Here is a 14,879-nt window from a genome sequence, read left to right as displayed (position 1 = left end):
CGCTGGCAGAGGTAAAGCCTTTACCGTGCTATCAGACGCTGATGCACAGGTATTTGATTTCGAGGTAGTCCTCGATACCGTACTTGGAACCTTCGCGGCCCAGGCCCGAAGCCTTGATGCCACCGAACGGTGCCACTTCATTGGAGATCAGGCCGGTGTTGATACCTACCATGCCGTATTCCAGGGCTTCGGCAACACGGAACACACGGCTCATGTCGCGGGCGTAGAAGTACGAGGCCAGGCCGAACTCGGTGTCGTTGGACATGGCTATCACTTCGGCCTCGTCCTTGAAGCGGAACAGCGGCGCCAGCGGGCCGAAGGTCTCTTCCTTGGCGACGGCAGCGGTCTTCGGTACGTCGACCAGAATGGTCGGCTCGAAGAAGTTGCCTTCGATGATCTTGCCACCGGACAGTACCTTGGCGCCTTTGCCAACGGCGTCTTCGATGTGTTCCTGGACCTTGGCGACAGCCTTGCCGTCGATCAGCGGGCCAGTGGTGGTGCCTTCTTCCAGGCCGTTACCGATCTTCAGCTTGGCAACAGCGGCGGCCAGCTTCTGGGCGAACGCGTCGTAGACGCCGTCCTGCACGTAGATACGGTTGGCGCAGACGCAGGTCTGGCCGTTGTTGCGGTACTTGGAGATGATCGCGCCCTCGACCGCCTTGTCCAGGTCGGCGTCGTCGAACACGATGAACGGGGCGTTGCCACCCAGCTCCAGGGAAACCTTCTTGATGTCCTTGGCGCATTCTTCCATCAGCTGGCGACCGATTTCGGTCGAGCCGGTGAAGGACAGCTTGCGGACCAGGGAGTTGCCGGTCAGTTCACCGCCAACTTCGCCAGCGCTGCCGGTAACCACGCTCAGCACGCCAGCCGGGATGCCGGCACGGTGGGCCAGCTCGACCAGGGCCAGGGCGGAGTATGGGGTCTGCGAGGCAGGCTTGAGCACCATGGTGCAGCCGGCGGCCAGGGCCGGGCCGGCTTTACGGGTGATCATGGCGGCCGGGAAGTTCCACGGGGTGATGGCCGCGGTAACACCGATTGGCTGCTTGATGACGATCAGGCGCTTGTCTGGCTGGTGGCCCGGGATGGTGTCACCGTAGACACGCTTGGCTTCCTCGGCGAACCACTCGATGAACGAGGCAGCATAGGCGATTTCGCCCTTGGCTTCGGCCAGCGGCTTGCCTTGTTCGGTGGTCATCAGGCGAGCCAGGTCGTCCTGGTTCTCGATCATCAGTTCGAACCAGCGACGCAGCTTGGCCGAACGCTCCTTGGCGGTCAGGGCACGCCAGGCCGGCAGAGCCTTGTCGGCGGCTTCGATGGCGCGGCGGGTTTCCGCGGTGCCCATCTTCGGCACGGTACCGATGACTTCACCAGTGGCCGGGTTGGTGACCTTGATGGTCTGGCCGTTGTCCGCATCCAGCCACTCACCATTGATGTAGGCTTGCTGGCGGAACAACTGAGCGTCTTTGAGCTGCATGTCGGCTTCCCGAATTGTTGATTGTTGAAAAGCGCCCAAGGCAGGGCATCGAGCGTTTGAAATCTCAAACGAATGCTAAGCGGCTGCTGGGGTGTTGGACAATAGGCTGTTCGAAAAAAAGAACGAATGGTTGAACACCCTGGCGGAAATTTCACATTTCTGTGCCGTAGCAACCGGCCCTATCGCCGGCAAGCCAGCTCCCACAGGGACCCCACAAAATTCAGCACCTGTGGGGTCCCTGTGGGAGCTGGCTTGCCGGCGATAGGGCCAGTACAGGTTAGACGAACGAGCTGAAGGAAATGTGATGGGAGGACCGACGGCCCTCCCGGAGGGATGGGTCAGAAGGCCTTGGCCAGGTCGATCACCAAGGCTCGGTAACCCACGCTGCCCGGCTGCCGGCTGTGCACCTTCAGCTCCACCAGCACCTCCTGGGTCCCGCGCCGCACCTCGTTGAGCACGGTGGTGGTCAGTTTCTCCGGGGTCAGGAAGTTCACCGACGCCGAGTAAATGAACTGGGTGTCGGTCTCCGGCCGGTAGGCCACCACCGAGGTCACCGGGCTGTACCACTCGTCGCCGCGCTCCTTGCCGTATTCCCACACCTGCTCGACCGTGCCCTTGGCCTCGTCGATGCGGTATTCCACCGCCCGACTGTAGTTGCCCGTCAGCCTGGTCGGCGCAAAGTCGCGGCCCCAGCCGTTGTCGAACACGGTCAGCGTGCCTTTGCCGGTCAGCCAGGCGGTGTGCTGTGTCCACGACCAGTCGAAGCCTTCGCTCGCCACCGGCGTCAGCACCTTCTCGCGCAGACGCTCAGGCCAGCCTTGAGGCGAGGCGAGAATCCACTTCACCTGCTTGTCGCGGCCTATCTTCACCACGCCCTGGTGCCGTGCTGAAACGATGATGCTGTCGTCATCGGCGTCGTAGTCGATGGCATTGACGTGTGCCCAGTTACGGCCTGTGCCCACGCCCGGGGTGTCACCAAAGGGCAGGTCACCTTCGGCCAGTTCGTTGGCCAGCCGCTCGTCCTGTTTCTGCACCCCGGCCGGCAATTGGATGGCTGCCTTGCCCAGGGTTTCCAGCAGGTCGCCACGGTACGGGTCGAGAATCTGGTTGAGGTCCCAGAAGTCCAGCACATCACCGGCCTCGTTGACCTCGATGATGTGATCACGGATCGAGCGCACGCGCTTGCCGTCGGGCCGGCGATAGTCGCTGGTGCCCACCCGCAGCAGGTAGGTGCCATTGGCGGTCTCGCGGATTTCATGGGAGAAGTCGGCAAACTTGTCGGGCAGGCTGCGCTGCCAGATGCGCCGGCCCAGCAGGTCGTACTTGGAGTAGGTCTGGCCCTGGCCCCAGATCAGCTTGCCATCGCGGGTCTGCTGGAAGCCCATGGTGCCGCCCAGGCCATCGCGGCGGTTGGAGTCGTGGATCTGCTCGATGTCCAGGTACCAGCGCACGTCGCCATTGCTGTCGGCGATCCAGTTGTTACCCACCTGGTCCCATTCCGCCGCGCCGCCCAGGGCATTCCACTTGAAGGCGCGCCCGCCCGGGATGTCCCCCTGCAGGTGGTTGAACAGGTACAGGCGCTGTTCAAAACCTGGCGCTACCTTGACTGGCTGCACTTCAGGCAAGGCAGCGGTCTGCCTGGCCACCACCGGCAGGCGCACGGCCGGAGCGTAGATCTGGTACTGCTCGCGGATGCGCTCGCCGTCGAGCTTGTAGGTCACTTCCACCTGGTTGACGTGGTCCGGGTACAGGCCGAATACCGGGATGCCGCCATAGGTCCACAACGAACGGTCGGACACCTCGTAGGCGATGTCCACACCGCGCTCACCCCGGCCCAGCACGCGCACGTGCGCGGCACTCAGGCTGCGCCCACCGTCGCGAATGATCGCGGTCAGCGGCGCCAGGCGATAAGGGTTGACCACCACGTCGCCGAGCAGCGCCTCGTCACGTTCGGGGACCTTGGCGGTCAGGCAGGCGCCCTCAGGCAATACAGGGGTTTCGGTCTTGGCATTCATGGCAAAGCTCCTTGTGCTCAGAAGTCGTAACGGGCGGTGGCGCCGAAAGTGCGCGGGGTACCGAGCACGCCGGCATAGCCACCGTTGGCGGAGTTCCACAGGCTGGTGAAGTAGGTCTTGTCACCGGCGTTCTTCACCCACAGCGACAGGTCCACCACGCCGTCGCCCTGGTCCAGGCGCACACCGGCGGAGAGGTTGACCAGCGCGTAGCTGGGGATCTGGCCGAAATCGGAGTCGTCGATGGTGCCCACCGCCTTGGAGCGGAAGGCGTAGCTGGCGGTGACGTAGGGTTCGATGTGCTCGCTGGCCTGCCACTTGTACTGGGTATTGAGGTTGGCGATGTACTTGGAGGCGCCGACCACCTGGTGGCCGGACAAATCGCAGGTGGCAGTGGCATTGGCCAGGCTCACTTCCGGCGGGCATGGGGCGTCCTTGTACTCGGTGTAGCGCACGTCGTTCCACGAGCCGTTGAAGTTGACCGTGAGGCCGCGCAGCGGCAGTGCCGTGGCTTCGAACTCCAGGCCACGCGAGCGCACGCGGCCGGCGTTGGCCAGGTACTGCACGCGGTTGATCTGGTCGTAGACGTTGGCCTGGTAGCCATGCACTTCGGCCCAGAACAGGTTGGTATTGAGTTGCAGGCGGTCGTCGAACAGCGAGCTTTTCAAGCCGAGTTCGGCGTTGTTGACCCGCTCGGTGCCGACCAGCAGCGAATCGGTGCCCAGCCGTGGCGCAGCGCCAACGGTAAGGTTGATACCGCCAGACTTCTCGCCGTGGGTCAGGGTGGCGTAGCCCAGCAATTGCTCGTTGAAGCGGTAGCTCAGGCCCAGCAGGCCAGAGGGGCTGAAGCTGTACTGGTTGAGGTCGCCTGAATCGTAGGCGCCTACCCGGCCCTGGCGTGCTGCTGCGGCGGCCCCGGTTACTGCCGCACCGCCGGTTGGTGCATCGCGGGTCACCCAGGCGCTCTTTTCTTCATAGGTGCCGCGAACGCCGGCGGTGAAGTCCAGGCGGTCGGTGATGTGCCAGGTGCCTTGGGCGAACAGCGCGTAGCTGTCCGTGTCGATGTGCCCGTTACCAATGGTGTCGACGTTGGCCAGGGCGCCGGCCGGGGTGAGGTTCCAGATGTCCGCCTGCGGCCCGTAGAAAGTGAAGGATTTGTTGTCCAGGTCCTGCTTGAAGTAGTACGCGCCCAGCACGTAGTCGAAGGCACCACCGGTGGGCGAAGCCAGGCGGATTTCCTGCGAGTACTGCTTGTCGCGCACCGACACCCCGGCGCTGTAGAACACCGGCACGTTGAGGCCGTCGTCGTTGCGCGGGGTGAAGTCCCACCAGCGGTAGGCGGTGATCGAGGTCAGGGTGAAGTCGTTGGGCAGGGTCCAGTTGGCCTCCACCGAGGTGCCGCCCTGGAACACCGTCACCTGCTGGTCGGCGTCGAAGTTGACCTTGCGGTGCTTGCCCGACACCAACGTCGCGCCGGCCTGGGCGGCCAGGCTTTCGTAGCGGTTGACGCCATTGATGGTAGGGCCGTTGCTGTACAGGCTGAGGATGCCGTTGTCGGAGTCTTCTTCGTTGTATTCGCCGATCCAGCGCAGGTTGAAGGTTTCGCTCGGTTTGAACAGCAGCTGGGTACGAAAACCTTGGCGCTTGCCGCCGTTGAGGTCGTCGCCGTTGTGGATGTTCTTCACATAGCCGTCGTCTTCGGTGCGATAGGCGCTGATGCGCCCGGCCAGCGTGTCGCTGATCGGCCCCGAGAAGCTGCCTTGGGTTTGCAGATAGCCGTCTTCACCAATCGACTGCTGGATGCTGCCCTCGCGGTGGAAGGTGGGCTTGCGCGTGGTGATGTTGAGCACGCCGGCTGTGGTGTTCTTGCCGAACAGCGTACCTTGCGGGCCGCGCAGCACCTCCAGCTGCTCCACGTCCAGCAGGTCGAACACCGCCATGCCGGGGCGGCCGAGGTAGACGTTGTCCAGGTAGATGCCGACGCTGCCTTCCAGGCCATCGCTGGCGGGGTTGTTGCCCAGGCCACGGATCGAAATGCTCGACTGGCGGGCATGAACGTAGGCGACGTTGGTGCTGGGTACCAGTTGCTGCAGGTCCTGCACGCGGTAGATGCGTTGGGTTTCCAGGGTTTCGCTGTCGAGCACGCTGATCGGCGTGGGCACGCTTTGCGCGGTTTCTTCGCGGCGGCGGGCATTGACCGTGACAGTGCCGAGCTTGGCTTCCTGCTCCACCGCCGGGGTGGCGCTGACCGGCTCTTCGGCGAAGCTGGCAGAGGACGCCGCCAGCAGCACGCCGGCAGCCAGGGGTTGCAAGGTGAAACGCGACGCGCGCGCAGGCCAACGGGAAACTCCGGACATGCAAATGCTCCTTGAGGCATGGGCCCTGGCGAGCATTTCCGTTGGCGGAACCGAATCGCGGTCAGTCGGGCTTATATTCTTTTAGGCGATATAAATATTTGTAATTCATATTTTGTGGAATAAGTGACTCCCTTTATAAGGGGGCTAACCCTTGTCAGCAATTGCATTCGACCGAAAGTTTCAATGTAAAAAATGCATATCGATCTCCGTCAGCTGCGCCACTACATCGCCCTTGTCGAGCACCGCAGCTTCGTTGCTGCGGCCGCTGCGGTGAACCTGTCGCAATCAGCGTTCAGCCGCAGCATCCAGACCCTCGAGCACAACATCGGCTGCCGCCTGGTCGACCGCGCCAGCAAGGAGCTGGCGCCGACTCGCCAGGGCCTGCTGGTGCTGGAGCATTCGCGGCGGCTGGTGCATGGGGCGCACAACCTGGTCAACGAGATCCACCAGTTCAATGGTGCCACTACCGGCGTTGTACGCTTTGGCTCCGGCCCGGCGCCGGCAGGGGGTTTGGTACCGCGGGCGGTGGCACGCTTCGTCGCCGAATACCCCGCGGCACGTACCTGCTTCCAGGTGGATAACTGGCAGGCGCTGAACCGCAAGCTGGTTGCCGAGGAGATCGAGTTCTTCGTCGCCGACACCCGCCAGTTCGAGTCTGACCCGGACTACCAGGTGCACAGGCTGGCGCCGCAGCGCTGGCACTTCTGCTGCCGCGTCGGGCACCCGTTGACCGGGCGCGAGAGCGTGCGGGCACGTGACCTGTTCGAATACCCCCTGGCCACGACCTTCCGCCCGCCGAACATCCGCAAGATCCTCAGCGACCTCAGCGGGCGGCAGGATTTTCTGCCGACGGTAGAGTGCGAGCACGGCTATGCACTGCTGAATGTGGTGATGCATTCGGACACCATCGGCATTGCCTGCAATGCCAACTTGCGGCCGTATCAGCGTGACGGGGGATTGGTGGCATTGCAGCTGGCCGACCTGACGGTGGAGCAGGAAGAAGCGTTCTATACCCGTTATGGGGTGGTGAGCCGGGTGGGGTATGGGCTATCGCCGTTGGCTCAGGGGCTGGTCAGGCAGTTGATTGCCTGCGATACCGAGTTTTAGCTGACGGGGGCTTTGCCCCCGAATCGCCGGCAAGCCAGCTCCCACAAGATCACCGCAGCCTTCTGGCCTGTGATGTACCTGTGGGAGCTGGCTTGCCGGCGATAGGGCCGCAAAGCGGCCCCGGCGATATCAGCCTTTACGCGTGGTGCGGCTCAACTGGCCATCCACCCCGACCGGCACCTCACCCGCCAGGGTCACCCGCCGCACCACCCGCGGCTGGGTCCCGTAATCATCCACCGCATAATGCTGCGTCGCGCGGTTATCCCAGATCGCCACGTCCCCCGCCTGCCAGCGCCAGCGAACGGTGTTCTCCAGACGCGTCACATGCCCTTGCAGCACCGCGAACAGGTGTTGCGAATCCGCCAGCGAATAACCTTTGATGCGCTTCACAAAATGCCCCAGCTGCAGCACCCGCTCGCCACTGATCGGATGCACGCGCACCACCGGGTGCTCGGTCTCGTACACCGTGGAGGTGAACACTTTGCGATAGCGCTCCAGCTTGGCCTGGTCCACATCGGGCTTCACGCTGGCGTAGTCGTATTCGTTGCTGTGCACCGCCCATAGCTTGTCGGCCAGCTCGCGCAGCGGCTCGGGCAGCTCCTGGTAGGCCGTGGCGGTGTTGGCCCACACGGTGTCACCACCGGATGCCGGCGCCACCACGCTGCGCAGGATCGAGGCCTTGGGGTAGGCGTCGACGAAGGTCACGTCGGTATGCCAGGAGTTGGCCCGCTGACCTTCGGCACCATCGAGCTGCAACAGGTAGCTGGTGCCATCCACCACCGGCACGGTAGGGTGGGCGACCGGCTCACCGAGCAACTTGGCGAAAGCTTCCTGGGTTTGGTCATCCAGGTGGGTCTGGCCACGGAAGAAGATCACCTTGTGCTTCACCAGCGCGGCCTGGATGGCGTCGAGGGTGGCGGCATCAAGGTCGGCGGACAATTTCACCCCGCGAATTTCGGCACCGATGCGGCCGGCAACCGGGTGGATGTCGAGTTCGAGGGTTTGTGGCGCGGTGGCCAGGGCGGCATTGCTCATGGTCGTGTCCTTGCGGTCATTGTCGGGTTTTCGGGGTTCAGCGGGCGGCCTGCACGGCCTGTTTTTGTTGCAGCGCAACATCGAGGAAACGTGGTTCGATCCAGTCGGCCACCTGGAAGCCACGGCGGATCAGGCGCTCCTTGGCGGCCAGGTCCACACCCTGTTGCAACTGGCCGACGAATTCGGCGTCCAGCCGTGGATCGAAGTAATGGGCCAGGTCTTCCTTGGCCAGGTCGTCATTGAGGATGCTGCGCGGCCAGTTGGCATTGCTGGCCACCAGCTCGACATAGGCCTCGCGGTTGTGTTCGTCGCGCAGCCAGGCGCTGGCCTGTTGCTGGGCATTGACCAGGCGCTGCACCAGCTCGGGGTATTTGCGGATGAAATCGCCAGTGCCCAGCAGTACCGCCTGGGTACTGCCGGCTCCTTCCAGATCACGCGAGTTGACCGGTAGCTCTACCAGCCCGCGCTCGCGCAGCGACAGCAGGTTGGACAGGCCCCAGGTGGCGTCGATCTGCTTGGCGGCCAGTGCGGCATTGGCGGCGTTGAAGTCCAGGTTGATCACCTTCAGCTCGCGCTCGCTAAGCCCCTGGCTGGCCAGGGCGCTGGCGAACGACAGCTGGTTGGCGGTGCCACGGAACACCGCCACGCGCTTGCCTTTGAGGTCGTGCAGGGTCTTGATGCCGGAACCGGGCACCACGCCCAGGTAGCTCTTCACCCCACGTACCCCCGCCGACAGCACGCGGGTATCCAGGCCATTGGCCTTGCCGACGATGGCGGCCAGGTCGCCGAGGTAGGCGAAATCGGCCTGGCCGTTGGCCAACGCTTCGTTCACCACCGGCCCGGCGCCCTTGAAGAAGTGCCAGTCGATGCGAATGCCGTCCTTGGCGAATTCCTTCTCCAGCAGTTGCTGGTCACGCAGCACGTCGACCACGCCACCGGCGCTGGGCTTGCTGCCCGCGCTGAGGTCGGGCACGGCGATGCGGATGCTTGCTGGCTTGGCCGGTTCAGCTGCGTGGGCGCTGAGGGTGAAGGCCAGCCCAAGGGCGGTGATCAGGTGGCGCAGCGGGATTTTCATGGCAAGGCTCCTTGGCAGGCTGCCACCGGCGATGGCCGGCGCTTTGGCCAGAAGCTAGGCAGGTCTGGCTAGAACCTACAAAGACAGAAAATTCATTCTTCAGTAACTGAATGGCATAAATCAGGCGGCATGCGGGCCTGCGACTGGCTTGCGAAAAGCGCATGGAAAATATGAGGAAAACGCAACGGCGGGGGGCTTCCGTATGCATGAAACGCATGCTCTTATCTCTTGAAAGTCATTTTTCAGAATTTTTAATTCCATAAATGAATAATCTAACAACGTCTTGAGAGATGGCCGATGAATGGAATTCTGAGCAGGAATCGGAGGTGGCTCCGGGGGCCGCTGTGCGGCCCTATCGCGACACAAGGCCGCTCCTACAAAGGCCTCGCATACCTGGTGCCTGCAGCAATTGCCGTGCTGTGGGTAGTGGCCAGCCGGGAGCACTGGATGAGCGAGCAGATTCTGCCGGCGCCAGCATTGGTTTGGCAGAGCGCGGTGGAGTTTGGCTCCGGCGAGCTGTGGGGGCACCTGTGGATAAGCTTGCAGCGGTTGTTCTGGGGGCTGGCGGTCGGCATCGGCAGCGGGTTGCTGCTGGGTGTTTGGCTGGGAGCTTCGCGGCGGGCGCAAACGCTGGTGCTGCCGACCTTCGTGGCGCTGGCACAGATTCCTACCCTGGCCTGGATCCCGTTGTTCATGCTGTTCTTCGGGATCGGCGAGTTGCTCAAGCTGGTGGTGCTGGTGAAAGCCGTGGTGGTCCCCGTCACCTTGCACACGCTGGTCGGTGTACGCGATGCCCAGCCCAAGCTGCGAGAGGCCGCTGCGGTGCTGCGCCTGCCTCGCCATCTACTGTTCCTGCGCCTGCTGCTACCGGCTGCCCTGCCCGCCTTCCTCACCGGCGTACGCCTCGCCCTGGCCACCGGCTGGACCTCGCTGCTGGCGGTCGAACTGCTGGCCTCCAGCGAAGGGATTGGCTACCTGATGGTGTGGGGACGGCAGCTGTTCATGCTCGACCTGGTGCTGCTGTGCATCCTGGTGATCGGCCTGGTCGGCGCACTGCTGGAGCGCGGCTTCTCGGCCCTGGAAAAGCGCCTGCTGTACTGGCCGCAAGCGGCCACAGGGGAGCAGCACCGTGGCCCCGTGCCGCGGGGTTGGCAAAGCCTGCTGCTGCCACTGGCACTGTTGGCCCTGTGGCAGTTCAGTAGCAGTTTTGGCTGGGTAGACAGCAACATCCTGACCTCACCACTTGAAGTGTTGCGCACCCTGCTGACCGGCCTGGCCGATGGTTCGCTGCCGCAAGCCTTGCTGCTGAGCCTGCAGCGCGCTTTGGCCGGCTTGCTGCTGGGCGGTAGCGCTGGCCTGCTGGCCGGTTTGCTGTTGGGGCTTTCGGCCAATGCCGAACGTATCTTCGGGCCTAGCCTGTCGGCGTTGCGTCAGGTGGCGCTGTTTGCCTGGGTGCCGCTGCTCACAGCCTGGTTCGGCCTGGGTGAAGGGGCCAAGCAGGTATTCGTCGGCATGGCTGCGTTCTTCCCGTTGCTGATCGCCACCCAGCGCGGTATCGCCAGCCTCTCGCCACAGCTGGGCGAAGCGGCGCGCACCCTGCGCCTGAACCTGTGGCAACGCCTGCGGCTGCTGGTGCTACCCGGCGCAGCCCCGGCCATTTTTGCCGGCCTGCGCCTGTCGCTGATCTACGCCTGGCTGGGCACCATCGGTGCCGAATACTTCATGCCCTCGGACGGAGGCATCGCCAGCCTGATGATCGGCGCCCAGCAGCTGTTCCGCATGGACCAGGTAATGGCCGCCATGCTGCTGATCGGCCTGGTCGGCGCCCTGCTCGGCACCCTTGGACAACGCCTCGAATCGCGCGCCACGCGCTGGAGAACCGCATGAACGCCTTCAACACCTCGCACCTGCACGCGGCCAACCAGCCCGATGCCACCCCACCCCTGGTCAGCTTCGAGGGGGTCGGCAAAGTGTTCAGCGTCGATGGCCAGCCGCTGGAAGCCATCCGCAACTTCAACCTGTCGATCAACCAAGGCGAATTCATCGCCATCGTTGGTGCTTCCGGCTGTGGCAAATCTACTCTGCTGCGCCTGCTGGTGGGGCTGGATACCGACTACAGCGGCAACATCCGTGTGGACGGCCACACTGTCAGCGGCATTGGTAGCGAACGCGGCATCGTGTTTCAGGAGCACCGGCTGTTCCCCTGGCTGAGCGTGGAACAGAACATTGCCCTGGGCCTGGTCAACGAACCGCTCACCCAGGGTGAGCGCGCGCGGCGGGTACACGAGTTCGTGCAACTGGTGGGGCTGGTCGGCTTCGAGTCAGCCTACCCACACCAGCTGTCCGGCGGCATGGCCCAGCGCGTGGCGATCGCCCGAGGCCTGGTAGCCAGCCCGCGTATCCTGCTGCTCGACGAGCCGTTCGGCGCGCTGGATGCGCTTACCCGCCAGCAACTGCAGGACGAGCTGCTGGCTATTCGCGAACGTGCAGGCATCACCACGCTGCTGGTCACCCATGACGCCGAAGAGGCCACCTACCTGGCCGACCGGGTGGTGGTTCTGGAACCGCGCCCGGGGCGGATCAAGTCGGTGGTGGAGATCGACCTGCCACACCCACGGTTGCGTACGGGCGCGGCACTTCACGAGCTGCGGGAGAAGGTGCTGCACCAGGTCACCGGGGATGGCGGCTACCTGACGCCGCCGGTGCGCCGGGTCGAAGGGTTGAGGCCGGAGCTGATTGCGCTCTGAGCCTGTGGGAGCGGGCATGCCCCTCCTCATAGAACTACACCGTGTGGGAGCGGCTTTAGCCGCGAACACCGGCGCAGCCGGTGCCATGCACCGCGTTGGATTCTTCGCGGCTAAAGCCGCTCCCACAGGGTACGCGGACCGCTTGCGAATTCAGGTCTCTATGCGACAGCGAATGCCCGCGAAGAAGACTCACAGGGCAATCAGGTCACGCAGGTAAGCCCAAGGGTAGATACCCCGTTCATGCCCATCGCTGAACACCAGCTGCACGCCATATCCTTGCGGCTCGATTTGCACCACGCGCACATCATCGCGCACCAGACTGATGCTCCCCTGCAGCCGTGCCGTTCGGCATTGTGAACAGGGGCAAGCACCGCGCAGGCGGGCATGGCTGAGGCTGTGTTCGCCGTCTTGCCATTGCAGCACCAGTTGCCCGGGCCCGCGCATGTTGCGAATAGCTTGCGGGGCTTTCATCAGTAGGCCCCGCGCAGTTGCGCCATGGCGATCCGCACAGCCTTGCGCACCTCGGGATCGCTATCGGCCTCGGCGGCCTGCAGCACCGGCAAGGCACGCGCCTGGCCCAGCTCACCCAGGGCCAGAGCCGCCTCCTTGCGCAGGTTGGCAATGCCGTGGCCAAGCAACTCGCCAAGCGCGTCCAGGGCCGCAACGTGACGCAGCCGCCCCAGAGACCGCGCCGCACGCAGACGTACTTGCCAGAAGTCATCGGCAAGAGCATTTACCAGTGCCGGGCCTGCTGGGGCCAGGCCCACCTTGCCTAGCGTGGTGGCGGCTTCTTCACGCACTTGCCAGGCCTTGTCAGCCAATGCAGCCACCAATGCTGGCACCACCGCGCTGTCGCGGGCGAGGCCCAGCGCACCAATGGCCGCGCGGCGCACCTCGGTGTCCGGCTCGTCTGCGGCAAGCTTTGCCAATGCTGGCAATGCCGGCTGGTGCTTGAGCCAGCCAAGAATACCCACTGCCTCACGCCGGACCGCGGCGTCGCCATCGGCCAGGGCCAGCAGTGCAGGCTCTGCAGCATCTTCCAGGCGCAACTCGCGCAAGGCACGCAGGGCGCTTGCACGGACGAAGGCATCGGCATGCTTGACCCATGGCAGGATCAGCTGACCGTTTTCAAGGCTCTTGAGTTCGCTGAGGCTCTGGGCGGCAGCCAGCCGTACCGGCTCGGCAGCATCGGCCAGCGCAGCACACAGGGCCTGCACAACTTCGGGTTCTTCCCAGGCCTCGAGCAGGCGCGCGGACTCGGCACGCACCTCGTCGGCGACATCCACCAGCAGTGCATCGGTGAGCCATGGCAAGCCATCCGGGTCTTCCAGGTCGGCCAGTTCGATCAGGGCGATGCGGCGCACGCCTGCATCAGCGGCACCAAGGCGAGGCAGAAGAGCAAGGATATCGGGGTTGTCAGTCATTCGTTCAGTCATAGCGCGATCCGTAGCGGTGGGTGCTCAGTGTCCGGCAGGCCCAGCGGGGTCAGGCGCGGGAGTTCGCGGCCTTCCTCGTGACGGAGCAAGGCCAGACAGTGACGCTTGAGGTGAGTGAATTCAGGGCTGGTCAGCAGGCTGGCGCGGCGTGGGCGCGGAAACTCCAGGTGCAGGTCTTCGATAAAGCGGCCAGGTCGCGGGCTCATCACCAGGATACGGTCGGCCAGGAACAGCGCCTCGTCGATATCGTGGGTGACGAACACCACGGTGGTGCGGATGCTTGCCCAGATATCCAGCAACAGCTCCTGCATGCGTGCACGGGTTTGCGCATCCAGGGCACCGAAGGGTTCGTCCATCAGCAAAAGGCGCGGTCGGTTGATCAGCACCCGGGCAATCTCGGCCCGTTGCTGCATACCGCCGGACAACTGACTGGGCCAGCGCCCGGCAAAGTCGGCCAGCCCCACCAGTTGCAGCATTTCACGAGCCTGCCGGCGACGTTCGGCGCGGCCCTGGCCCTGCATCTTCAGGCCGAAGGCCACGTTGTCGAGCACGCTACGCCAAGGCAGCAAGGTGTGGTGCTGAAACACCATGCCACGCTGTGGTGACGGCCCGCCAACGGCCTGGCCATCCACGCTCAACTGGCCGCTGCTGGGCACCAGGTGCCCGGCCAGGGCGCCAAGCAACGTCGACTTGCCGCAACCGGAGGGGCCAAGGATGCAGACGAACTCGCCAGGCTCTACGGCAAAGTCCAGACGCTGCACCGCCTCGAATGCTTCGCTGCCATGCCCCAGTCGTATCGACAGGCCACGCCCGTCGATACGCCCTGGTGCTGGTTGATAACTGTTCATCAACTGGCCCTCCGCGTGCGGTACCAAGGCGTGGCCAACTCCCCAAGGCGCTTGACCAGGGCGCTGCTGCCCATGCCCAGCACGCCGATCAGCAGCATGCCGACGATGATGTCCGGGTAGTTTTGCAAGGTGTACGACTCCCAGGTGTAGTAGCCGATACCGAACTGTCCGGAAATCATCTCGGCGGTGACCAGGCAGAACCATGAAGTACCCATGCCGATGGCCAGGCCAGTGACGATGCTTGGCAACGCTCCAGGCAACACCACTTCGCGCAGGATCGACCAACGCTCTGCACCGAGGCTGCGCGCCGACGCCACCAGGCGCGGGTCGATGGCCTCGACGCCGTGCACGGTGTTCAGCAGGATCGGGAAAAGCGCGCCAGTGAACGTTATGAACACCATCGACAGTTCCGATGATGGGAACATCAGGATCGCCAGCGGGATCCACGCCACCGCCGGAATCGGCCGCAGCACTTCGAGTGGCGGCAGCAGGGTGTCCTCGGCCCATTTCGAGCGGCCGATCAACAACCCCAGGGCCACGCCAATCAGCGCCGCGGCGCCATATCCGGCAAACACCCGTGACAGGCTACTGCCCAGGTGCGCCAGCAGGGTGCTGGAGGTCAGCAACTGCCAGCCAGCTGCCAGCACCGCCTTCGGTGTGGGGACATAGGTGAACGTCAGCAGCCCGAGGTCCAGCTTCACGCTCGCCGCGACCTGCCAGAACAGCAGGCAGGCCAGCAGCGAAACCAGGCGCACCGGCCAGCGCTTGAGGTTGCAGGTCATGTCGGT

General features: G+C 64.1%; 12 protein-coding genes. 3 read left to right on the top strand and 9 right to left on the bottom strand.

Translation table 11 applies throughout. The features are described 5' to 3' along the window. Positions 1 to 31: 31 nt before the first annotated feature. The 3 genes from gabD to GEV38_RS01315 all read right to left on the bottom strand — a co-directional run bounded on the left by gabD (position 32) and on the right by GEV38_RS01315 (position 5,879). Entirely contained in the window at positions 32 to 1,474 is a 1,443-nt protein-coding gene (gene gabD / locus GEV38_RS01325) for an NADP-dependent succinate-semialdehyde dehydrogenase (RefSeq protein WP_015268576.1), read from the bottom strand. 338 nt (positions 1,475 to 1,812) lie between these two features. Further along, on the bottom strand, positions 1,813 to 3,489 hold the full coding sequence (locus tag GEV38_RS01320; RefSeq protein ID WP_015268575.1) for an aryl-sulfate sulfotransferase: 1,677 nt from the start codon (positions 3,487 to 3,489) through the stop codon (positions 1,813 to 1,815). A gap of 17 nt (positions 3,490 to 3,506) precedes the next feature. Next, the gene (locus tag GEV38_RS01315) at positions 3,507 to 5,879 is read right to left on the bottom strand and encodes a TonB-dependent receptor (protein ID WP_371929273.1); all 2,373 of its coding nucleotides are present in this window, start codon (positions 5,877 to 5,879) and stop codon (positions 3,507 to 3,509) included. A 156-nt stretch (positions 5,880 to 6,035) separates the two neighbouring features. Here GEV38_RS01315 and GEV38_RS01310 point away from each other — a divergent pair, with 156 nt between their 5' ends. Beyond that, complete coding sequence (locus GEV38_RS01310) at positions 6,036 to 6,950, top strand: LysR family transcriptional regulator (protein WP_015268573.1); 915 nt, start codon at positions 6,036 to 6,038, stop codon at positions 6,948 to 6,950. 129 nt (positions 6,951 to 7,079) lie between these two features. Here GEV38_RS01310 and GEV38_RS01305 read toward each other — a convergent pair whose 3' ends face one another. Together GEV38_RS01305 and GEV38_RS01300 are read right to left on the bottom strand one after the other, a co-directional pair. Further along, the gene (locus tag GEV38_RS01305) at positions 7,080 to 7,985 is read right to left on the bottom strand and encodes a TauD/TfdA family dioxygenase (protein WP_015268572.1); all 906 of its coding nucleotides are present in this window, start codon (positions 7,983 to 7,985) and stop codon (positions 7,080 to 7,082) included. Positions 7,986 to 8,022: 37 nt separating this feature from the next. Further along, positions 8,023 to 9,060: an ABC transporter substrate-binding protein gene (locus GEV38_RS01300; protein ID WP_054573378.1), complete on the bottom strand. Its 1,038-nt coding sequence runs from the start codon at positions 9,058 to 9,060 to the stop codon at positions 8,023 to 8,025. Between the two features lie 297 nt (positions 9,061 to 9,357). Between GEV38_RS01300 and GEV38_RS01295 the strand changes: the two genes are divergently transcribed. Both GEV38_RS01295 and GEV38_RS01290 read left to right on the top strand, forming a co-directional pair. Next, complete coding sequence (locus GEV38_RS01295; RefSeq protein WP_225903914.1) at positions 9,358 to 10,947, top strand: ABC transporter permease; 1,590 nt, start codon at positions 9,358 to 9,360, stop codon at positions 10,945 to 10,947. Further along, positions 10,944 to 11,807 (top strand): ABC transporter ATP-binding protein, encoded by an 864-nt coding sequence (locus GEV38_RS01290; protein WP_015268569.1) that lies wholly within the window; start codon positions 10,944 to 10,946, stop codon positions 11,805 to 11,807. The genes GEV38_RS01295 and GEV38_RS01290 overlap by 4 nt, the downstream gene beginning before the upstream one ends. A gap of 189 nt (positions 11,808 to 11,996) precedes the next feature. Here GEV38_RS01290 and GEV38_RS01285 read toward each other — a convergent pair whose 3' ends face one another. From GEV38_RS01285 to GEV38_RS01270, 4 genes are read right to left on the bottom strand one after another with little or no spacing between them, the layout of a single operon-like run. Next, positions 11,997 to 12,278 carry a gamma-butyrobetaine hydroxylase-like domain-containing protein gene (locus GEV38_RS01285; protein WP_054573376.1) on the bottom strand — a complete coding sequence of 94 codons (282 nt, stop codon included), beginning with the start codon at positions 12,276 to 12,278 and terminating at the stop codon, positions 11,997 to 11,999. Beyond that, complete coding sequence (locus GEV38_RS01280) at positions 12,278 to 13,243, bottom strand: HEAT repeat domain-containing protein (protein WP_054573375.1); 966 nt, start codon at positions 13,241 to 13,243, stop codon at positions 12,278 to 12,280. The genes GEV38_RS01285 and GEV38_RS01280 overlap by 1 nt, the downstream gene beginning before the upstream one ends. Beyond that, entirely contained in the window at positions 13,240 to 14,091 is an 852-nt protein-coding gene (locus tag GEV38_RS01275; protein WP_054573374.1) for an ABC transporter ATP-binding protein, read from the bottom strand. The genes GEV38_RS01280 and GEV38_RS01275 overlap by 4 nt, the downstream gene beginning before the upstream one ends. Continuing rightward, entirely contained in the window at positions 14,091 to 14,873 is a 783-nt protein-coding gene (locus tag GEV38_RS01270) for an ABC transporter permease (protein ID WP_054573373.1), read from the bottom strand. The genes GEV38_RS01275 and GEV38_RS01270 overlap by 1 nt, the downstream gene beginning before the upstream one ends. Positions 14,874 to 14,879 lie beyond the last annotated feature (6 nt).

The sequence above is a fragment of the Pseudomonas sp. 13159349 genome (genome assembly GCF_013305685.1).
Lineage (GTDB): Bacteria > Pseudomonadota > Gammaproteobacteria > Pseudomonadales > Pseudomonadaceae > Aquipseudomonas > Aquipseudomonas asiatica.
Note: the sequence above shows the minus strand (reverse complement) of the source record. Positions and strands in the feature narration are given on the sequence as shown.